Annotated in this window: 18 protein-coding genes; 11 read left to right on the top strand and 7 right to left on the bottom strand. The window is 54.0% G+C overall.

What is annotated here, in order from left to right; genetic code table 11:
* Window positions 1-21: 21 nt before the first annotated feature.
* From BQ7480_RS07605 to BQ7480_RS07590, 4 genes are all read left to right on the top strand, one after another.
* On the top strand, window positions 22-1,164 hold the full coding sequence (locus BQ7480_RS07605) for a GDP-L-fucose synthase family protein (RefSeq protein ID WP_022354100.1): 1,143 nt from the start codon (window positions 22-24) through the stop codon (window positions 1,162-1,164).
* A gap of 117 nt (window positions 1,165-1,281) precedes the next feature.
* A complete protein-coding gene (locus BQ7480_RS07600; RefSeq protein ID WP_022353168.1) occupies window positions 1,282-1,611 on the top strand; it encodes an L-rhamnose mutarotase in 330 nt (109 codons plus the stop codon).
* Window positions 1,612-1,765: 154 nt separating this feature from the next.
* Complete coding sequence (locus tag BQ7480_RS07595) at window positions 1,766-4,609, top strand: bifunctional fucokinase/fucose-1-phosphate guanylyltransferase (protein WP_072542377.1); 2,844 nt, start codon at window positions 1,766-1,768, stop codon at window positions 4,607-4,609.
* A gap of 94 nt (window positions 4,610-4,703) precedes the next feature.
* Window positions 4,704-6,032 carry a nucleotide sugar dehydrogenase gene (locus BQ7480_RS07590; protein ID WP_072542376.1) on the top strand — a complete coding sequence of 443 codons (1,329 nt, stop codon included), beginning with the start codon at window positions 4,704-4,706 and terminating at the stop codon, window positions 6,030-6,032.
* Window positions 6,033-6,042: 10 nt separating this feature from the next.
* On the opposite strand, the gene BQ7480_RS07585 is transcribed toward BQ7480_RS07590, so the two are convergent.
* Window positions 6,043-7,257, bottom strand: coding sequence for an acyloxyacyl hydrolase (locus BQ7480_RS07585; protein WP_072542375.1), 1,215 nt, complete (start codon window positions 7,255-7,257; stop codon window positions 6,043-6,045).
* Window positions 7,258-7,412: 155 nt separating this feature from the next.
* Between BQ7480_RS07585 and BQ7480_RS07580 the strand changes: the two genes are divergently transcribed.
* The 4 genes from BQ7480_RS07580 to BQ7480_RS07565 all read left to right on the top strand — a co-directional run bounded on the left by BQ7480_RS07580 (window position 7,413) and on the right by BQ7480_RS07565 (window position 11,333).
* Window positions 7,413-8,900: a capsule assembly Wzi family protein gene (locus BQ7480_RS07580; RefSeq protein ID WP_072542374.1), complete on the top strand. Its 1,488-nt coding sequence runs from the start codon at window positions 7,413-7,415 to the stop codon at window positions 8,898-8,900.
* A 14-nt stretch (window positions 8,901-8,914) separates the two neighbouring features.
* On the top strand, window positions 8,915-9,349 hold the full coding sequence (locus tag BQ7480_RS07575; protein WP_235816652.1) for a lipocalin-like domain-containing protein: 435 nt from the start codon (window positions 8,915-8,917) through the stop codon (window positions 9,347-9,349).
* Between the two features lie 88 nt (window positions 9,350-9,437).
* A complete protein-coding gene (locus tag BQ7480_RS07570; protein ID WP_072542372.1) occupies window positions 9,438-10,847 on the top strand; it encodes an undecaprenyl-phosphate glucose phosphotransferase in 1,410 nt (469 codons plus the stop codon).
* A 30-nt stretch (window positions 10,848-10,877) separates the two neighbouring features.
* Window positions 10,878-11,333: a BT0820 family HAD-type phosphatase gene (locus BQ7480_RS07565; protein ID WP_072542371.1), complete on the top strand. Its 456-nt coding sequence runs from the start codon at window positions 10,878-10,880 to the stop codon at window positions 11,331-11,333.
* A gap of 144 nt (window positions 11,334-11,477) precedes the next feature.
* On the opposite strand, the gene BQ7480_RS07560 is transcribed toward BQ7480_RS07565, so the two are convergent.
* From BQ7480_RS07560 to BQ7480_RS07550, 3 genes are read right to left on the bottom strand one after another with little or no spacing between them, the layout of a single operon-like run.
* Entirely contained in the window at window positions 11,478-12,665 is a 1,188-nt protein-coding gene (locus BQ7480_RS07560; RefSeq protein WP_072542370.1) for a class I SAM-dependent rRNA methyltransferase, read from the bottom strand.
* A gap of 17 nt (window positions 12,666-12,682) precedes the next feature.
* Window positions 12,683-13,324, bottom strand: coding sequence for a 3'-5' exonuclease (locus tag BQ7480_RS07555; protein ID WP_072542369.1), 642 nt, complete (start codon window positions 13,322-13,324; stop codon window positions 12,683-12,685).
* 21 nt (window positions 13,325-13,345) lie between these two features.
* Complete coding sequence (locus BQ7480_RS07550; RefSeq protein ID WP_072542368.1) at window positions 13,346-13,960, bottom strand: DUF5063 domain-containing protein; 615 nt, start codon at window positions 13,958-13,960, stop codon at window positions 13,346-13,348.
* Between the two features lie 95 nt (window positions 13,961-14,055).
* On the opposite strand from BQ7480_RS07550, the gene BQ7480_RS07545 reads away from it, so the two are divergent.
* Window positions 14,056-16,656, top strand: coding sequence for an FtsK/SpoIIIE family DNA translocase (locus BQ7480_RS07545; RefSeq protein ID WP_072542367.1), 2,601 nt, complete (start codon window positions 14,056-14,058; stop codon window positions 16,654-16,656).
* A gap of 43 nt (window positions 16,657-16,699) precedes the next feature.
* Window positions 16,700-17,308, top strand: coding sequence for an outer membrane lipoprotein periplasmic chaperone LolA1 (locus BQ7480_RS07540; protein WP_072542366.1), 609 nt, complete (start codon window positions 16,700-16,702; stop codon window positions 17,306-17,308).
* On the opposite strand, the gene BQ7480_RS07535 is transcribed toward BQ7480_RS07540, so the two are convergent.
* The 3 genes from BQ7480_RS07535 to BQ7480_RS07525 form a co-directional block, all read right to left on the bottom strand.
* A complete protein-coding gene (locus BQ7480_RS07535) occupies window positions 17,292-18,023 on the bottom strand; it encodes a murein L,D-transpeptidase catalytic domain family protein (protein WP_210436326.1) in 732 nt (243 codons plus the stop codon). The two genes, BQ7480_RS07540 and BQ7480_RS07535, sit on opposite strands and share 17 nt — an antisense overlap.
* Window positions 18,024-18,109: 86 nt before the next feature.
* Window positions 18,110-19,141: a L,D-transpeptidase gene (locus tag BQ7480_RS07530; protein WP_072542365.1), complete on the bottom strand. Its 1,032-nt coding sequence runs from the start codon at window positions 19,139-19,141 to the stop codon at window positions 18,110-18,112.
* 214 nt (window positions 19,142-19,355) lie between these two features.
* Window positions 19,356-19,958 (bottom strand): IMPACT family protein, encoded by a 603-nt coding sequence (locus BQ7480_RS07525; RefSeq protein WP_072542364.1) that lies wholly within the window; start codon window positions 19,956-19,958, stop codon window positions 19,356-19,358.
* A gap of 105 nt (window positions 19,959-20,063) precedes the next feature.
* Here BQ7480_RS07525 and BQ7480_RS07520 point away from each other — a divergent pair, with 105 nt between their 5' ends.
* Complete coding sequence (locus BQ7480_RS07520; protein WP_072542363.1) at window positions 20,064-21,590, top strand: arylsulfatase; 1,527 nt, start codon at window positions 20,064-20,066, stop codon at window positions 21,588-21,590.
* Window positions 21,591-21,788 lie beyond the last annotated feature (198 nt).

The raw sequence follows: 21,788 nt of genomic DNA, 5'->3' as shown, positions 1-21,788 counted from the left end.
GAGAAAGGGAGGCTTTTGATTATGTTGGACAAATCAGCAAAGATATATGTAGCGGGACACCACGGACTGGTGGGTTCTGCTATCTGGAACAACCTCAAGGAAAGAGGATATAACAACCTGGTGGGACGTTCACACAAGGAACTGGATCTGCTGGATCCAGTGGCCGTAAAGGCGTTCTTTGATGAGGAAAAGCCAGATGCCGTGATTCTAGCTGCCGCACACGTGGGGGGCATCATGGCCAACCTGCACTACCGGGCAGACTTCATCTACCAGAACTTGCAGATTCAGCAGAACGTGATTGGCGAGAGTTTCCGTCACGGGGTGAAGAAGCTGCTGTTCCTGGGAAGTACGTGTATCTATCCGCGCGAAGCACCGCAGCCGATGAAGGAGGAGGTGCTCCTCACCTCTCCGCTGGAATATACGAACGAACCGTATGCCATCGCGAAAATTGCGGGACTGAAGATGTGTGAGAGTTTCAACCTGCAGTATGGCACGAACTACATCGCGGTGATGCCGACGAACCTCTATGGTCCGAACGACAATTTCCATCTGGAGAACAGCCATGTGCTGCCGGCCATGATTCGCAAGATTTACCTGGCCAAATGCCTGAACGAGGGCGACTGGGAAGCAGTGCGCAAGGACATCAGCCTGCGTCCGGTGAGCGTAATGCGCAACGGCGAGAAATTTGTGGTGGACGGCACATCGGACGAGAAAGACATTACGGAGGTGCTGGCGCACTACGGCATAGCAGCCGAAGCGGTGACCCTCTGGGGTACCGGAAAGCCGCTGCGTGAGTTCCTGTGGAGCGAGGAAATGGCGGATGCCAGCGTACACGTACTGCTGAATGTGGACTTCAAGCAGACGTACGACGCTTCGGTGAAGAACGCCGACGGTATCACGGAAATCCGCAACTGCCACATCAACGTGGGTACGGGCAAGGAACTGTCCATCCGCGAAGTGGCCGAAAAGATTATGAAGGAAATCGGCTTCAAGGGCGAACTGCGCTGGGATGCGTCCAAACCGGACGGCACGCTGCGCAAGCTGACGGACGTGAGCAAGCTGCACAGCCTGGGATGGCACCACAAGGTGGAAATCGACGAGGGTATCCACCGCTTGTATGAATGGTACCTGAAAGGGATTTGCATCAACCACCAGACGGTGTAAAAAACCATACACAGACTCCCGTTTCTACGGCAACAAAAAGCCAAGGAACGGGAGTTTTTGCTTTTCTGCAGAGAATTCGCTTACTTTGCAGGGAATTACGAAATAACCAACACACAAATGAAAAGATATTGCCAGACACTCGAGCTCTACAACGACAAGGAGCTGATTGAGGCCTACGTGGCAGAACATGCACACGTGTGGGAAGAAGTGAAAGCGGGTATCCGCGAAGTGGGCATCACCGACATGCAGATTTACATTGACGGGAACCGTCTGTTCATGATTATGGACACAACGGACGATTTTGATATGGAACGGGATTATGCGCGGCTGGCTACCCTACCCCGCCAGGCAGAATGGGAAGCACACATGGCGAAATACCAGAAAGCAGCGCCTGGAGCGACGTCGCAGGAAAAATGGAAATTAATGGAACGGATATTCAAGCTGTAAGTCAATCAATAGTTAAAAGTTAAAAGTTAAAAATTAAAAATTAAAAGTTGAAAATTAAAAGTTAAAAACGAAGTGTACAACCTACCACTTTTACTTTTTAACTATTAACTTTTAATTCTCATCACTGTTCATTATTCATTATTAATTATCTAAGATGAAAAAGTTACTGTCATTGCCACCAAATCTGGTGGAATGTTTTCACGATATCATGCACGCGGACCACAAGGAGTGGTTCTGCACGTCGGACCCGGTGGGCAAGAAACTGGGTTCGGGAGGAGGTACGGCGTGGCTGCTGAATGCCTGCCGGACGGAAGAAGGTAACACAGCCGGACTCGGGGACTGGCTGGCACGGGAGAAGCGTATCCTGCTGCACGCGGGGGGACAGAGCCGGCGACTGCCGGGCTATGCGCCTTCGGGAAAGATTCTGACACCGATCCCGGTGTTCCGCTGGGCACGGGGACAACGGCTCACACAGAACCTGCTGTCACTGCAACTGCCTTTGTACGAGGAAATCATGGAACGGGCTCCGGAAGGACTGCACACATTGATTGCGAGTGGCGACGTGTACATCCGGGCTACTCAGCCGCTACAGGACATTCCGGACGTGGACGTGGTGTGTTACGGCTTGTGGGTGGACCCGGAACTGGCAAAGAACCACGGGGTGTTCGTGTCTTCGCGAAAGGAACCGGAGAAGCTGGACTTCATGCTGCAAAAACCAAGCGTGGAGGAGATGGGCAAGCTGATGCAGGATTACTTGTTCCTGATGGACATCGGCATCTGGCTGCTGAGTGACCGGGCCGTGGAATTGATGGTGAAACGTTCGACCACTCCGAACGGGGACGTGAAGTTCTACGACATGTATTCGGAATTCGGACTGGCACTGGGCGCACACCCGCGCATCGCGGACGAGGAACTGAACAGCCTGAAGGTGGCCATCCTGCCGCTGCCGGGCGGGGAATTCCATCACTACGGCACGAGCCGGGAGATGATTTCGTCGACACTGGCGGTGCAGAACTGCGTGGTGGACCAGCGGGCCATCATGCACCACAAGGTGAAACCGCATCCGGCGGTGTTCGTACAGAATGCGGAAATGGACTTTACCCTGACGGCGGACAACGCGGAAATCTGGGTGGAAAACAGCCACGTGGGCAAGGACTGGCTGCTGCACAGCCGGAACATAATCACGGGGGTGCCGCGCAACGACTGGAAACTAAAGGTACCGGAGGGAGTGTGCATCGACGTGGTGCCGATGGGCGAAAAGGAATTCGCCGCACGCCCGTATGGCTTCAACGATAAATTCAAGGGGAGCCTGAAAGAGGCTTCTACCCTCTTTCTGGGCCGTCCGGTGACGGAATGGCTGGCGGAAAGAGGACTGACGGCGGACGAGATACGGGGCTGTGAGGACTTGCAGGCGGCGGCGATTTTCCCGGTGACGGACTCGATAGCCGACCTGGGCACGGTGCTGCAATGGATGACGGACGGCGGACAGGGAGAAGCCGGAAAGGCCATCTGGCAGAAGGCCCGGAAGGTATCGGCGGACGAGATTTCGGCGTATGCCAACCTGCGACGGCTGTTTGCCCAGCGGGAAATGTTCCGGAAGGAGAACTGGAGCCTGCTGGCCCGGAACGAGGAACGGAGCGTGTTCTATCAGGTGGACTTGCAGGAAGCGGCGGGGGAATTTGCCCGATGGCACATCGACCTGCCCAAGGAGCTGCCGCAGGAGTCTCCCCTGCTGAAACGTATCAGCGACGCGATGTTCCGCGCAAGGGTGCTGGAACTGGAAGGGAAACCGGAGGCGAAGGCGATGGAGGAACGGGCGTTCGGCCTGATGCGGCAGGGACTGACCGGCACGATGGATTACCGCCAGCAGCCGAAGCTCTCGGTGTATGCCGACCAGATTGTGTGGGGCCGAAGCCCGGTGCGCATCGACATTGCGGGGGGATGGACGGACACCCCGCCCTACAGCCTGATGGAGGGGGGAAACGTGGTGAATCTGGCCATCGAACTGAACGGACAGCCGCCGCTGCAGGTGTACGTGAAACCGTCGAGGGAACACCGCATCATCCTGCGTTCCATCGACCTGGGAGCCATGGAGGTGGTTTCTACCTACGAGGAGCTGAAGGATTTCTGCAAGGTGGGATCGCCGTTCTCCATTCCGAAGGCGGCACTGACGCTGGCGGGGTTCCATCCGGATTTCTCGACGGAGCATTTCGACTCGCTGGAGGCACAGCTGAAGGCGTTCGGCACGGGCGTCGAGGTGACGCTGCTCTCGGCCATCCCGGCGGGTTCGGGACTGGGCACAAGCTCGATTCTGGCGGCCACGGTACTGGGGGCGCTGAATGACTTCTGCGGCCTGAACTGGGACAAGCAGGGCATCGGCAGCCGCACGCTGGTGCTGGAACAGCTGCTCACCACGGGCGGCGGATGGCAGGACCAGTATGGAGGGGTGCTGCATGGCGTGAAGCTGCTGCAGACGCAGCCGGGATGGCACCAGGAACCGATGGTGCGCTGGCTGCCCGACTATCTCTTCACGGGCGACGAGTACCGCAAATGCCACCTCTTATATTATACGGGGCTTACGCGCACGGCCAAGGGAATCCTGGCGGAGATTGTGCGGGGAATGTTTCTCAACTCGAACCGCCACCTGCACCTGCTGGAGCAGATGAAGGGGCATGCCATGGACATGTACGACGCCATCCTGCGGAATGATTTCGAGGGCATGGGACGGCTCATACGGAAGACGTGGAAGCAGAACCAGCTGCTGGACGAGGGTACGAACCCGCCGGCGGTACAGGCGCTGACGGAGCGAATTGACGACCTGTGTCTGGGCTACAAGCTGCCGGGGGCCGGCGGAGGGGGCTACCTGTATATGGTGGCCAAGGACCCGGATGCGGCGCTGCGTATCCGCCAGCTGCTGACGGAGAACCGCCCCAACGACCGGGCACGATTCGTGGAGATGAGTTTGTCGGACAAAGGGCTTGAAATCAGTAGAAGCTGACATGGAAAAGATTGGATGGGCGCTTCACTCCGGCAGGGACTTGCTTTTCTGCGAATTATTCGCTTTCTTTGTGCAACTATTATGACCTAGAAATATGAGCAACTTACATATCGCCGTAGCCGGTACAGGCTACGTGGGCTTGTCTATTGCGACTCTGCTGGCACAGCATCATCGGGTGACGGCAGTGGACGTGATTCCGGAGAAGGTGGAGAAAATCAACCACCGTATCAGCCCGATTCAGGACGAATATATCGAGAAATATCTGGCGGAGAAGGAACTGGACCTGACGGCTACTCTCGACGGGGCGGCGGCCTACAAGGACGCGGACTTCGTGGTGATTGCAGCACCTACCAACTATGACCCGGTGAAGAATTATTTCGACACGAGCCATGTGGAGGAAGTAATCGACCTGGTGCTGGAGGTGAACCCGGATGCGGTGATGGTCATCAAGAGTACCATTCCGGTGGGATACTGCCGGAGCCTGTACGTGAAGTATGCGGAAAAGTTCCGCAGCACTCCTGCCCTCGCCGGAAAGAAATTCAACCTGCTGTTCTCGCCGGAGTTCCTGCGCGAAAGCAAGGCGCTGTATGACAACCTCTACCCCAGCCGCATCATCGTGGGGTATCCGAAACTGATTGCGGGACTGAAGGAGGAAAATGAGGCCATCCAGGCCATCGCGGGAGAAGATCTGGAGGGAAAAGCGCATGAGTTCGCGGCATTGCTGCAGGAAGGAGCCATCAAAGAGCACATCGACACCCTGTTCATGGGCCTGAAGGAGGCGGAAGCGGTGAAGCTGTTTGCCAATACGTATCTGGCCCTGCGTGTGAGCTACTTCAACGAGCTGGACACGTATGCCGAGGTGAAGGGGCTGGACACACAGGCCATCATCCAAGGTATCTGTCTGGACCCGCGCATCGGCATGCATTACAACAATCCGAGCTTCGGCTACGGAGGATACTGTCTGCCCAAGGATACCAAGCAACTGCTGGCCAATTATGCGGATGTGCCGGAGAACCTGATTCATGCCATCGTGGAAAGCAACCGCACGCGAAAGGATTTCATCGCAGACCAGGTGCTGAAGAAAGCGGGATATTATGATTACTACAACCGGGGGGATTATAATCCGGCCACGGAGAAGGAATGTGTGGTCGGGGTGTTCCGACTGACCATGAAATCGAACAGCGACAATTTCCGTCAGAGCAGTATCCAAGGGGTGATGAAGCGCATCAAGGCCAAAGGGGCTACGGTGATTATCTATGAACCGACGCTGGAAGACGGCACGACGTTCTTCGGCTCGCGGGTGGTGAACAACCTGGAAACTTTCAAGAAACAGGCGGATGCCATCATTGCCAACCGCTACGATGCCTGTCTGGACGACGTGAAGGAGAAGGTGTACACACGGGATATTTTCAGGAGGGATTGAGCCACGGAGCTCACAGCCGCGTGCCGACACTGAACTCCATGCAACTGGCTCGGAACAGGTGGGCCTTGACTTGATAGCCTACATAGAATGTATCTCCAAACGGCAAGGTGTAGCGGAGACCGAAGGTCTCATAATAGGGTTTCTCGAATTCGTGTGAGAGGTGTCCGGTGTGGCGGTACAGGTAATAGCCCACACTGAGACAGGTAGAAAAGCGTTTGTAGAAAATCTCATGCTTCAGACAGATGCCCAGGCTATGACGACTGTAGCGGTCTTCCGTGTGATTCAGCCGGTCGTAAGAGGCCACATCGTCCACCCAGGGCAGGTAACCATAATCCACTCCCAACCCGGAAGCAAAACGGAGAGAGTAACGGTACATGGCCGATAAGGACACGCCCAGGGCCGAATACAAGCGAAAATCTTTTGTCCGATAACGAGGGTCGTCCGACGGACAGCGGAGGGAATAGAACCATTCATCCATGAGGGTACTGGCCATCCACCCCACAGACACATCTACATACATTCTCTTCTGAGACAAGGATAGCGGGTCCCGGACGGGAGCCGAAGCCTCCGACGCCTCGGGAACAGACAACGTATGGCTGACGCCCAGAGAGGCACCTACCGTATTGGCCCCCTTGTTCGGCCGATCAAGGGAACCGTTGGAGAAATGGCGGAAATGGAGGCCCACACTGAGCTCCCACTGTTTCCCGATGCGGAAATTCCCTCCCACTCCCATCCCAAAATAAATGGAAAGCGGCGCCCCTATCAGCTCATTGTCCGGATTCTGCAAACCGTCGTAAGGACGGGTGGACCAGCCTATCCCATTCTCCAAGAAGTAATTCAGGCGGAAAGGACCGGCTTCTACCACATCGCGCCGGAAGGCACCGTACAAGGCAAACAGGCCTCCCATCCCCGACAGACGGGAAGGATTCTCCAACCGGAAAAGACGGATATCCCGGAAATCAGCGGCCAGCACACCGAACTCGAGGGAGGGAGAACGGTAGGCCTTATCGTAAGGATCTCCGGGAAGCGGCTGGAAGCGCACGTGGAAATTGTAAAAGCGCACACCATGACTTTGCAGGAACTCACGGGCATACTCATCGCTCGTAAGCAGATAGGCTCCTTCCACAGAAGCCCCCAAAAAAATCCGGTTTTTCCGGAAAGAGAAATCTTGTGCCATCAGGCTGAACCAAGGCAGCCATAACAGAATCCACCACGCGTTTTTCATGTAACAGAAGAATGTAATGTTCAAATGTAAGTGTTTTTTACTATAATTCTATGTCGAAACATATAAAGAAGCATGCTTCTGCGAAAATTCCACACCGAAAATATGCGTTTTACGGCTTTCTTTCATACCTTTGCCTACGAATAGCAGAAAAAAATATGAATTTATCTAAATCTATTTTACTTTTTTTTCTGGCCACTCCGGTACTGGCGCAAGAAAACTCCCAGGAATTCCAATATCGAGTAGAGATGTCGGGGACAGTGTCGTCGGGCACGTATGCCCCGCTCTGGCTGACAGCCAACCGGTTTGGTATGGAAAGTGAGAAACCTAACAGCGGGTACTTGAGGGCTGGATTGGAATGGCACAAGCCTCTACGCAAGGGATGGCGGATTGATGCCGGACTGGACTTGGCGGGAGGAGTGAAACAAACCTCGGACTTCTGGATTCAGCAGGCATACGCGGATTTCTCATGGAAAATGCTGACTCTGAGCGTAGGAAGCAAGGAGAGAATGGGATTTCCGCTGGAAAAGAACAGTGAACTGACCAGCGGCTGGATGGCCGAAGGCCCGAACATGCGGCCGATACCGCAGATTAGAGGAGAAATCAAAGACTATCTGTCCATACCGGGCACCCGCCAATGGCTGGCTTTCAAAGGACACCTGGCGTATGGTATATTTACCGACGGACACTGGCAGGAAAATTTCTGCGGGGTGAACCAGAAATATGCCAAGAAAGTGATGTATCACAGCAAATCATTGATGTTCCGGCTGGGAAACAAGGAGAAACTGCCCGTAGAGTTTGAATTCGGTCTGTTCATGGCCACCCAGTTCAGTGGCGACCAATACCAGAAACTGGCCGACGGAAGCTCCAAGCGGATTACTGACATGCCCGACGGGCTGAAATCGTACTGGCACGCTTTCTTCCCTACGGCAGGGGGCAGTGATACCCCGGAAGGCGAACAGGTGAACGTGGAAGGGAACATGCTGGGAAGCTGGAATTTCGGCCTGAACTTTTACGCAGGCGACTGGAAAATCAGGGCTACTTTGGACCACTACTTCGAGGACCATTCGCAGATGTTCTGGGAATACGGACGATGGAAAGACGGACAGCTGGGCATCGAAGTGTATCTCCCGAAAAACAAATGGGTGTCGGCGGTGCTTTGGGAAGGCATCAGCACAAAGGATGCTTCCGGCCCGATTCTGTATGACGGCTTCTGGGGCTCTTTCTCCGACTTGCAGATGAGCGGCGGAGACGATTATTACAACCACTATATTTATCAGGCATGGCAGCACTATGGACAAGGAATCGGAAACCCGCTGCTGGCAGGGCCTGTTTATAATCAGGACGGAAGCATCTGCTTCAAGAGCAACCGGATGAAAGCGCAGCATGTGGGCATCTCCGGCAATCCGTCGGAAGAATGGAAATGGCGGCTCATCGCCTCGTATGCACGGCATTGGGGAAGATATTCCAGTCCGCTGGACAAGGTGCGCAAGCAGTTCAACAGCATGGCCGAAGTGACTTACCTGCCCCAATGGGCCAAGGGCTGGAGCGTAAGTGCCGCACTGGGAATAGACCGTGGAAATTACTTGGGAAACAGCACAGGGGGAATGATTACACTTAGAAAAACTGGAGGACTTGGCAAATGAAAAGAGGAACATGTATGATAATCATGATGGTCATCGGACTGGCAATGACCTTTAGCGGTTGCAAAAAGGCACCGATAAACTCCGATGTGGAAGGACTCTGGATACTGGAACAGTTCACCCTAACGGAAACCGGGGAAACCGTGAAGTGCGAAAGACTGTACTACAGCATTACGCGCATGGTGACGGAGGTGGCCGAAAAGCAAGGCAGTAAAGGCTATGGAGCCTATATCGGACGTACAGAATACCGGAACAACGAAACACAGCTGGTGGTGAAAGATTTCAAAGTACGAAAATCAACCAGTGATACGGGAGAGGATGCACCGGTAGAAAAGCTGAAGCATTTCGGCATCGACAACCAAAAGGAAACAGTGTTCGAGATTGTAAAGTGTAACGGGGAAAAAATGACACTGGAATCGGACTACGCGCGTCTGGAACTGACCAAATTTTAGATTTTACTCAAATTTCTTTTCGCAAACATTGAGAAAAAAAGAAAAATGTTTTTATTTGTAGAATAAACCCTTAAACTATTCAAATGATATGAAAACAAGGTATGATTCATACAACGAATGGGTAGGCCTATTCGTGACGACTTTCGAAACACTATTGGCAGGAGTGCTTTTCTTCTTTTTTAATGAGTGGGTCAAGGATACTTCATGGCATAAAGCCTTAAGTGTACCGCATTATCAAGCTATTCTTACCATAATGCTATGCTATTTCATCGCCTCCCGACAGATTGGAGTCATTCTTTATAGACGAAAGATTTACATTTACCAAATCATCACCCGCATATTCAAAACGGTGGCCTTATTCGGAATCATCTCGGGTATCGTGCTGGAAATAGGGAAATTCATGGATACCCTTTCCCTCTTTTATCTGATTTATGTACTTATCCTATTCCTATGCATTAGCATATTCAGACTCTCTCTACGTGCTATGCTGAAAAAATATCGTTCAAAAGGTGGAAACGTGCGATACGTGGTACTGGTAGGCAGCGCAGACAACAACCTGGAGCTATACCATGAACTGACCGACCAGGACTGGACAGGATACCGGGTGAATGGATACTTTGACTATCAGCCGAATCCAAACTTTCCCAAGGAATGCCCGTATCTGGGTACTCCCACAGAAGTGATGCAATACCTGAATGAGAACAAAAACAACCATTACCTGTTCTGCTGTCTGCCTTCGAAAGACCATGAGATAATACGTCCCATCATCGATTACTGCGAGAACCATTTGGTACATTTCTATAGCGTGCCCAACATCCGTACGTACCTGCACAAACGGATGTATTTCAACATGATAGGAAGCGTGCCATATCTGAGCCTGCGGGAAGACCCGTTGAGCCAGACAGGCAACAAGATGCTGAAAAGGGCGTTCGACATCGTATTCTCACTGCTCTTCCTGTGCACGCTGTTCCCCTTCATCCTGATTATCGTAACGATTATCACGAAGCTGACCATGCCTGGACCGGTGTTCTTCAAGCAGAAGCGAAACGGATTGAACGACAAGGAATTCTATTGTTATAAATTCCGCAGCATGAAGGTGAACGCGCAGGCGGATACCTTGCAGGCCACCAAGGATGACCCCCGGAAGACACGCTGGGGAAACATCATGCGAAAGACGAACATCGACGAGTTGCCGCAGTTTATCAATGTGCTGAAGGGCGACATGAGTATTGTGGGACCGCGACCGCACATGCTGAAACACACGGAAGAATACTCCAAGCTTATCAATAAATACATGGTGCGGCATTTCGTGAAACCGGGTATTACGGGATGGAGTCAGGTGACAGGCTACCGTGGCGAAACCAAGGAACTGAAAGACATGGAAGGCCGTGTGAGAGGTGATATCTGGTACATCGAACACTGGAGTTTCGGACTGGACTTGTTCATCATCTACAAGACGGTGGCCAATGCGATACATGGAGAAAAGAATGCATACTAATAACTAACTATTTTATAAATAAAAACCGATATGATTATAGCTGTTGATTTTGACGGAACGATTGTGGAACACCGATATCCAGAAATCGGAAAAGAAATTCCTTTTGCAATAGATACTTTAAAGATGTTACAAAAAGAAGGACACAGATTGATTTTGTGGTCGGTAAGAGAGGATGAGCTGCTCAATGAAGCAGTGGAATTTTGCCGTCAGCGAGGATTGGAGTTCTATGCCGTAAATACAAACTATCCGGAGGAACAAACCGGACATCAATATTTCTCCCGAAAGTTAAAAGCGGATGTGTTTATCGATGACCGCAATGTGGGTGGACTCTTCGACTGGAACAGTATTTATCGTATCATCCATTACCGCATCAAATTGGCCGATCTGGTGGAAGAAACGCTTGACGACAAGCTCGGTGAGGCTGTGGAAAAGAGAAAACAAGAAAAGAAGAAGAAACAAAGCCTTCTAGGAAAATTGTTCGGATAAATGCAGGTTGTCACACTGCACAAGCTATCGCCCAGACCGACCTGGCGATGATATGAATCATATAAAAAAGCCGTTTCCCGCACGGAATTCATTTTCCGGTAGGAAACAGGCTTTTTCTTTCTACACACTAATTTATAATGAAAATTATTCTACATAGAGCACCAGTCCCTTGAGGTATTCTCCTTCGGGATGGTAGATATTGACCGGATGGTCGCCCGGCTGCGTGAGCTGGTGAAGGATGCGCACGCTGCGTCCGCTCTGGGCGGCAGCGGTGAACACGGCATTGCGGAAATCCTGCTTGCTGACTACCTGCGAACAGGAGAAGGTGAAGAGGATACCGCCCGGACGGATTTTCTCGAAAGCCTTGGCGTTGAGCTTGGTGTAGCCGCGCAAGGCATTGCGGAGGGCGTCACGGTGCTTGGCAAAGGCCGGCGGGTCGAGAATAATCAGGTCGTACTGGTCGCCCATGCGGTCGAGGAACTTGAAGGCATCTTCCGCAAACGCCTGGTGACGGGTGTCGCCGGGAAAGTTGAGGGCCACGTTCTCGTTGGTCAGGTCGATGGCCTTGGCGGAACTGTCCACGGAGTGTACCAGATTGGCTCCGCCGCGCATGGCATAAAACGAGAAACCGCCGGTGTAACAGAACATGTTGAGCACGTTGCGGCCCTTGGCATAGCGTTCCAGCAGGGCACGGTTCTCACGCTGGTCGACGAAGAAGCCGGTCTTCTGCCCCTTGAGCCAGTCCACGTGGAACTTCAGGCCGTTTTCCATCGCCACGTTCTCCGGACTGCCTCCCTTGAGGAAGCCGTTTTCTGTGGCCAGCAAATCCGCCTTGAAAGGCAGTGTGGTTTCCGATTTATAATAGATGTGCTGGATGACGTCGCCCATCACCTCTTCAAGGGCATCGGCCACCGCCATACGGTCGAGGTGCATGCCGGCAGAGTGTGCCTGCATGACGGCGGTATGGTCGTACACGTCGATGATGAGTCCGGGGAGGTTGTCGCCTTCGCCATGTACCAGACGATAGGTGTTGTTGCGGGGATTGCCAATCAGGCCCAACGCACAGCGGAGGTCCTTGGCCACCCGCAGACGGCGTACCCAGTAGTCATGGTCGATGGGTTCCTGGCGGAAGGACAGCACGCGCACGGCGATGCTGCCTATCTGGAAATGTCCGCAGGCAATGAACTCCTTCTTCGAGGTATAGACATCGACCACCTCGCCTTCTTCCGGTTCACCTTCCACGCGGGCAATGGCGCCGGAGAAAACCCAAGGATGGAAACGCTTGAGCGATTCTTCCTTTCCGGGTTTGAGAAATACTTTCTTATAGCTCATTTGTATGGTTTAAGTTATTAATCGTCGAGAATATTTTCGGGGGCTTCGGGGCGTATCACCCGGTATTTTCCTGTGCGGCGAAGCTCTTCCAGGTACTCATAGATGCGCACACAAGCCCAGGCATCGGTAGCGGCATACAGCTGCTGCGCCTCGGTCAGGGTGTCGGCCTCCCAGTTGGACAGGCGCTGGCTCTTGGAAATCTTTTCGTGGAAAAGGAGGGCATAAATCTTCTGCAAGCTCTTCTCCTCCAGTCCGAAAGCCGTGACATAATCCTGCAGCTCCACCCAGTTGCCGGTACGCGGGTCCTTGCGGTTGCGGCGGCGCAGCATGGCAAAATCGTCCTTCAGCGAGAGACCGATTTTCAGCACGTCGTTCTGCAGGAACTCTTCCAGGAAGTCGGGCAGGCCCAGATGGTTCAGACGGAAAAGGAAGCACGTGTCGTAGGTGGACACTTGCAGCAAGGCCACCTTGTTGACGGCACCTTTCCGGAACGACGGGCGGGTTTCGGTATCTACCCCCACCAGCACATGGGTATTCAGGTAATCAATGGCCTTGCGGGCTTCCGCCTCCGTGTAAATCACAAATATGCGGCCGGGAAAGGACACTTTGGGCAGTTCGGCAACAAACTTCTTGTCTATTTTGCTCTGTAGTTCTACCATTTCAATTCGCACATTTTAGGGTTATTCCTCCTCGCCCATGTCCAGGCCTTCATACAGTTCTTCTTCGGTACAGTGGCCTTCATACAGCGGGGATTCGTCTTCCGCCTCCTCATGGGCCAGCTGACGGTATTTCACGTCGTGCAGGGCCCGCATCACGTTCACCAGGCGCTGTCCCCAGAACTCGGCAAACAGTTCGCGGCAGATGGCCAGCGAGTCGTTCATGGTCTGCTCCAGTCCCAGCTGGAATACGCAGATGAAATCTTTGAGCGGCTGGTAGATGTCGGCCAGGCACTCGGAGATGTTCTGATGGATGGGTGTATCACTATAGGCCATGTCGTCGAGGAAAACTTCGAGGTAATCGTCGTATTCGCCCAAGAGGGAGGCCACCGAGCCACGCAGCACCTCGTAGTCGGTTTCGGTCACGAAGGTTTCAGGGTCGGAATCATCCATCCGCTCACACGCGGGAAGCAACGAAGCTTTCAGGTATAAAAGAGGAAGGAGTTTCAGGGACTTGTCTACGAAATCGCGGCGCTTCATGTCGGAAACCCGCTCCATAAACCCACAAAACTCGGCGGCCACTGTCACAAACTCGACCGCATTTTTATCGAATATCACTTGAGAGTTTTTTTCTTCCATAATCACGCTAATTGAAGCGCAAAGGTACAAAAAAAATTTCTCAGTTCTAGTTTTATTCGTACATTTGCATGAATGTTTAGCTAATTTGAATCACCATGCAAACTAAAAAAACAGATACGAGCAAAAGTGAAAAAGCGGTAGCCATGGCCGGAAAAACATGGACAGTGCTAAAAAGTGAAACCACTTCATTCATCATAGGGTTATTGTGCGTCATCTTCGGCGTGTACATGCTGCTGGCTTTCAGTTCCTTCTTCTTTACCGGGGGAAACGACCAGAGCATCCTGACACATCCCAACCCGTCGGAACTGCTGGAAACGGGTAACCGCATCCAGAACTATGCGGGGGCCAGAGGGGCCCAGCTGGCACAGTTCCTCATCAACGACTGTTTCGGGTTTTCGGCTTACTGCATCATCATTTTCCTGGTGGTGGCGGGCATGAAACTGATGAAAGCGTATCAGTTCCGCATCCGCAACTGGTTCCTGGGCTGTGCCACGGTGATGATTTGGTTCTCCGTCACCCTGGGATTCGCGTTCGGGGGCGTAATGGAAGATTCCTTTATTTATCCGGGCGGACTGCACGGCTACAATGTGAGCCGCTGGATTTGTTCGCAAATCGGTGCGCCGGGACTGATTCTGGTGCTGCTGGCGGTAGCGATTCTCTTCGGGGTGGCCCTCACGCAGCAAACCATGGGCGTGGTGCGCAAGGCCTTGCATCCTGCCCTGAAGAAAGAAGAGAATACGCCCGATGCTGAACCACAGACCGATACGGCTTCCCGCCAGGAGGAGGTGAAAGCGGAAACCGTCACGGCTCCGCTGACCGACCCGGAAGAGGAGAAGAAGGAAAAGAAAGAAAGTTTCTGGAAGAGCTGGACGCACCGGAAACAGAAAGAAGATAAGAAGGAAAACGAGGCCGGAAAGAAAGAAGAACCGGCAGCGGAAACGAAAGAGGAAACGGAACCGGCTCCGGTGAAGGAAACGAAGAAAGAAACGCCCGTAGCTCCACCGAAGGAAGAAGCTTCCCATGCCATCGACCTGCCCATTGAACCGGAAGAGAAAGAAGAAGCACACCCTTTTGAGGTGGAGCCGGTTCGGAAGGAGGAAGAAAAGGAAGAAGAACCGGCGTTCGAGGTGAGCAACGATACCAAGGAAGAAGACCAGGCCTACAAGGGCGACATCACCCAGCCGTATAACCCGCGACTGGACCTGGAGTTCTACCGCTTCCCTACTCTCGACTTGCTGAATACCTACCAGAACGAAGACCCGGACATCGACATGGAGGAACAGAATGCCAACAAGAACCGCATCATCAAGGTGCTGCGCAGCTTCGGCATCGAAATCAGTTCCATCAAGGCCAGTGTGGGCCCCACGATTACCTTATATGAAATCACGCCGGCCGAAGGGGTACGTATCTCGAAAATCCGTAACCTGGAAGACGACATCGCCCTGAGCCTTTCGGCACTGGGTATCCGTATCATCGCCCCGATTCCGGGCAAGGGTACCATCGGTATCGAGGTACCGAACGCCAACCCGCACATCGTACCGATGAGTTCCATCCTGACGAGCAAGAAGTTCCAGGAAACCACGTTCGACCTGCCGGTGGCGCTGGGAAAGACCATCACCAACGAGGTGTTCATGGTGGATTTGGCCAAAGCGCCCCACATGCTGGTGGCCGGTGCCACCGGTCAAGGTAAGTCCGTCGGTCTGAATGCCATCGTGACTTCCCTGCTCTACAAGAAACACCCGAGCGAACTGAAGTTCGTCATCATCGACCCGAAGAAGGTGGAATTTGCCATCTATGCGCCGATTGAGCGTCACTTCCTGGCCAAGCTGCCCGACGGCGGCGACGCCATCATCACCGACGTGACGAAGGTGGTGCAGACGCTGAACTCGCTGTGCGTGGAAATGGACAACCGTTACAAGCTCCTGCAGAGTGCGGGATGCCGTAACATCAAGGAATACAATGCGAAATTCATCAACCGCCAACTGAATCCGGAGAACGGGCATCACTTCCTGCCCTACATCGTCATCATCATCGATGAGTTCGGCGATTTGATTATGACCGCCGGCAAGGAAGTGGAACTGCCTATCTGCCGTATCGCCCAGCTGGCCCGTGCGGTGGGTATCCATGCCATCATCGCCACCCAGCGTCCGACCACGAACATCATCACGGGTACCATCAAGGCGAACTTCCCGGCGCGTGTGGCCTTCCGTGTGGCTTCCATGATGGACTCCCGTACCATCCTCGACCGTCCGGGTGCCCAGCAGCTGATTGGTAAAGGTGATATGCTCTACCTGCAAGGCAACGATCCGGTGCGTGTGCAGTGTGCCTTCGTCGACACGCCGGAAGTGGAACGCATCGCGGCCTTCATCGGCAAGCAGCAGGGATATCCTACGGCCTTCATGCTGCCGGAATACGTGGACGAGAATGCCGAGGCCAGCGGCAGTACGGCCGATGTGGACATGAACCGTCTCGACCCGCTCTTCGAAGAGGCTGCCCGCCTGGTCATCTACCACCAGCAGGGGTCTACTTCCCTGATTCAGCGTAAGTTCTCCATCGGCTACAACCGGGCCGGCCGTATCATGGACCAGCTGGAAAAAGCGGGCATCGTGGGACCGGCCAACGGCAGCAAGGCGCGCGACGTGCTCTGCCTGGACGAGAACGACTTGCAAATGAGAATGAGCAGCCTGAAAGACTGACACAGGCTGCCCTTATCCGTACAACCTAATAAACAGACTTGATATGAGAAAGATTTTTCTGGTCGTCCTGCTCATGGGAATCGCCTGGCTGCAGGCAGCAGCCCAGCAGGATGCCAAAGCGGAAAGCATTTTAAATAAGATGGCCGACACGTACCGCAAGGCGGGCGGAGTCAGCCTGAGTTTCGGAGGCACACAACGCGGCAAACTGTTGCTGAAAGGCGACAAGTTCTACCTGGAAAGCGGAGGTATCCGGACGTGGTTCGACGGCAAGACGCAATGGAGCTACGTGGAGCAGAACGAAGAGGTGAACGTGTCCACCCCTACCCCCGAGGAGCTGCAGAGCGTCAATCCGTATGCCCTGCTGACTTCCTACAAGAAGAGCTTCAACTACCGCTATGTGGGCGAGAAGACCCGCCAGGGCAAGCGAGGACAGGAAATCCTGCTCACCCCCAAGGCTTCACAGGATGTGAAAAGCATCACGCTGAATGTAAAGGAAAACGGTTCGCCGGTCTACATTGCCATCCAGCTGCACAACGGCGAGAAACAGGAATTTCAGATTTCGTCGTACCAGACGGGCGTGAACCTGCCCGATGCGACGTTCCGCTTCAACAAGCAGAAATATCCGGAAGCGGAAATCATTGATTTACGATAACATTCACATCCGAGTCGTTCAGAATGGAACTCTGAGCCAGGTAAGAGGGGGTTTCGGCATAGATATACATGACGCTGCCCCCTTTTATCGTATCGATAATCGGACGTGCCACGGAGGTAGGAAGGGCCGGACAGCCGAAACTGCGTCCCAGTCGCCCGCCGCGCTGAGCCACTGAAGGGTCGGCATAAGCGGCCCCGTGCACCACGATGGCCCGCTCACGGGCCCGGTCGTTGATGCCTTTCTCCAGTCCGTCGAGCACCAGCGAATAGCCGTTCTTCCCCTGATAGGTAGAGGCCGTCAGGTAGAAACCCAGCGAACTTTTATAAGAGCCATATTCATTGGAGAACGAAGTGGCATAATTCCCTCCGCTGTTCTTCCCGTGCGAAACGACCGACGAATAGAGCATCCGGCGATGCTTCATGTCGAACACGTACAGCCGTTTTTCCGTGGAAGGTTTCGAGAAATCAATCAGCGTCAGCACCTCGCGTTTCCGCCCCTTGATGCGGTTGTAGCCCGTCACTGCCAGCTTGAACGCCTTCCAGTTGACCACCCCCTCCAGCTGCATGGCGTGATAAAGCGACTTCACCTCGTCGGCTGCCTTCACCGCAGCTGCCGGATTTTCAGGAGAAACACACTCCCCCTCCGCCGTGAAATACGCGCAGGGGAAAGACAGGAAAAGTGCCGAAAAAAGAAATTTCAATATAGAATTGTGCATGATTTTGACCACCTAAGAATATTCGGCGGCAAAGGTACGGATTTTCCAGGCAACCTCTTCCTGAAAGAGAGTTAATTTTATAGAAATCACTCGATTACAATCACCAGCGAGCGTTCCGTCGGGGCCCAGTCGTAAACAAACTTGGCATGCGAGGTGGCATTCCGCACACACATGTGCGAACGGGGCGTGGTGCCCAGCGACCAGCTGTACTCAATCATGGCCGTCCGCGGCACATTGACCGGCACGCCGTGGATATAGGCTCCGTTGGTGAAACGGCTCGCGTAGGGCGCATAGCCTCCGGTGGCCGAGGAACCGTCTTTCAGAAAGACCATGCGCGACTTCTTCTCCTGCACTACGAACATGCCGAGAGGTGTTTCCTGCGCATACGGCGGACGGTGCATGCCCGTAGTGGCCGGATTCATGCTGCGGATGGCCCAGGTACCTTCTTCCAGCCGTTCCAGCGTGGCGATGTTCTGGTCGCCCCGGTCTACCACCACCACCCGATGAAAGGCCGTGCTGTCGGCCAGCAGCTTGATATAACGGCGGGGCACCAGCCATTCGCCCTCGATGCTCACCGGCGACACGCGGTAGAACCCTCCGCTCTCGCCCCGCAAGGAAGCCAAGGCCCCGTCGCGTCCGTAGCGTTCGGGCACCAGCGTATCGGTCGGCAGGTAAAGCGGCACCGACTGGTAGCGCTCCACGCCCAGCGTATCGGCAATGCGGCGGTACACGTTGCGCACATAGCTCCGCACCAGCGGCGCTTCCTGATTCCGGTTCTTGTAGTTCTGGAAAACGGCCCAGCGGGCAGCCTCATGTTGCAGGTTCTCAATGAAGGCCAGACACTTGCGAATCACGTCCCACTTGAACGAGCGCACCGTGTCCTGATACGGATATTCATCCTTCAACGTATATTTGTCGAAAAGCAGTTCCTTGACCAGAATAATGTCGGCACCCGTCAATGGTTTGCGCTCAAACGGGAGCACCGCTTCCACACTGTCCGGCGCAGCCTCTTCCGACACCACCGACTGTTCCACTGGCTGAACCAAGCCACGGTCTGCTTCCTCCTTGCATCCGAAAAGGAGGCACACCAAGCAGAAAAGGCCGACCAAACGTTTCATAAGATGAAGATTATAGGTTAGTAACAAAGGTAATAAAATTTATTAAAAAACCACAGGAAATGGCCAAAAATCAGCACTTTTACCGAAGAAAAAAATTCCGGTTTCAATTCCATCCACCCATTATCCGTTCACGAAACGGACGGTTTCCATTTCCTTCCGCCGCACGCGGAGCTGGCTCCTCATCGACGGACGGATGCGCAGCCGCAGCAGGTTGTCACTCGTCCACGAAACGGGCCGTCTCCACTTTCTCCAGCCGCGCACGGAGCTTGCCCATCATCGACTTGCGGATGCGCAGCCGCATCAGGCAGTCCATGTCGTACGACTGTTCCAGAATCTCGGGCGACTCCTCCTTGACGATGCGCATGATGTCGTTCATGAAAGGATATTCGAAGGCCACGGCCACCTCCTCGTCGACGGTCTTCTCGAGCACCGGAGCCTCCTCCAGCGCCAGGGCAGCCGCCGTGCGGTAGGCCACAATCAGTCCGCTCGTGCCCAGCTTGATACCCCCGAAATAGCGCACTACGATGACCAGCACGTCGGTCAGCTCGTGCGAGTTGATTTGTCCCAGAATCGGCTTGCCCGCCGTTCCCGAAGGCTCCCCGTTGTCGTTCGCCCGGAAATCCTTCCGTTCCGGCCCCAGCATGTAGGCATAACACACGTGGCGCGCGTCGTAGTATTTCTTCTGGTACTCCTCCAGGAGCGACTTGACTTCGGTCAGGGTGCGCACCGGCAACGCGATGGCGATAAACTTGCTGCGCTTCTCGGTATAAATGGCCTCGGCACGCGCTCCAATGGTCTTATAGGTATCGTCTTGCATGGCTTTTGTCTTTTTTCAGGACGCAAATTTAGTGATTTTTCGCTCATCTTTGCCCGGAAAGCACTATCTTTGTCCACACATTAACCCCTTTAAGAAACTAATGGCATGAAAAAATTACAGAAACTGACTTACTGCATGGGGCTGGCGGCCCTGGCTGCTCCTCATGCACAAGCTGCCACTCCCCCTTCCGAGAAACCCAACATTATCTTTATTCTTTGCGACGACATGGGCTACGGCGATTTAGGCTGCTACGGACAACCTTTCATCCAGACTCCCTGCATCGACCAGATGGCCCGCGAAGGCATGCGCTTCACCCAGGCCTACGCCGGAAGTCCCGTGAGTGCTCCGTCGCGCGCCAGCCTGATGACCGGCCAGCACAGCGGACACGGCCACGTAAGAGGCAACAAGGAATACTGGAGCGGCGAGGTGTGGTACGGACAGAACAAGGAATATGCCGTGACGGGACAGGAGCCCTACGACCCGCAGCACATCATCCTGCCGGAAATCATGAAGAAGAACGGCTATACCACCGGCATGTTCGGCAAATGGGCGGGCGGCTACGAAGGCTCGACCTCCACTCCCGACAAGCGCGGCGTGGACGAATACTTCGGCTACATGTGCCAGTTTCAGGCTCACCTCTACTACCCGAACTTCCTGAACAGTTACAGCCGGGCCGCAGGCGACACTGCCGTGACCCGCATCATCCTGGAAGACAACATCCGCTATCCGATGAGTGGCGATGACTACTTCAAGCGTACGCAGTACTCGGCCGACATCATCCACCGCAAGGCCTTGGAATGGCTCGACAAGCAGGACGCATCCCAGCCTTTCTACGGTTTCTTCACCTATACCCTTCCGCACGCCGAACTGGCCCAGCCCAACGACTCCCTCCTGAAGAAATACAAGCAGAAATTCTTTGAAGACAAGACCTGGGGCGGACAGGCCGGTTCCCGCTACAATGCCAGCGACCATACTCACGCCCAGTTTGCCGGCATGATTAACCGACTGGATACCTACGTGGGCGAAATCCTGGCCAAGCTGAAGGAAAAAGGTCTCGACGAGAATACGATTGTGATTTTCAGCAGTGACAACGGTCCTCACGAAGAAGGCGGGGCCGACCCGACATTCTTCGGACGCGACGGCAAGCTGCGCGGCCTGAAGCGCCAGTGCTACGAAGGCGGCATCCGCATCCCGTTCATCGTCCGTTGGCCGGGCAAGGTGAAAGCCGGCACAGTGAACGACCATCAGCTGGCCTTCTACGACATTATGCCGACGTTCTGCGAGCTGGTGGGCGACAAGCGTTTCCCGAAGAAATACCTGAACAAGAAACTGGAAGGCGACTGCTTCGACGGCATCTCCTTCGCCCCCACCCTGCTGGGGAATGACGCCACCCAGAAGTCGCACGACTTCCTCTACTGGGAGTTCCACGAAACCGACCAGATTGGTCTCCGCATGGGCGACTGGAAGATGGTGGTCAAGAAGGGCGTGCCTCATCTCTATAACCTGGCCGACGACATCCACGAAGACCACGACGTGGCTGCCCAGCATCCGGAGCTCGTAGACCAGATGAAGCAGGTCATCCTGCGCGAACACCGTCCGAACGACCTGTTCCCCGTGACCTTGCCGAAATAAGACTATTTTGAAAAAGAAGAGCCTCCCCGAAACCACGTAAGGCTCACTTTCCCGACCCTAAAAAAACGCCTTGACGTTCCGACTCAAACGCACTTGCGTTTCAATCCAAACGCCAAAGAGTTTCAGACAAAACGCACTTACGTTTCAACCCGAACGCAAGTGCGTTTTTTTCATCTCCTTTCCGACGGATTCTCCCCC

Origin of the sequence: Bacteroides mediterraneensis (genome assembly GCF_900128455.1) — a bacterium.
GTDB classification, from domain to species: Bacteria; Bacteroidota; Bacteroidia; order Bacteroidales; family Bacteroidaceae; genus Phocaeicola; species Phocaeicola mediterraneensis.
Note: the sequence above shows the minus strand (reverse complement) of the source record. Positions and strands in the feature narration are given on the sequence as shown.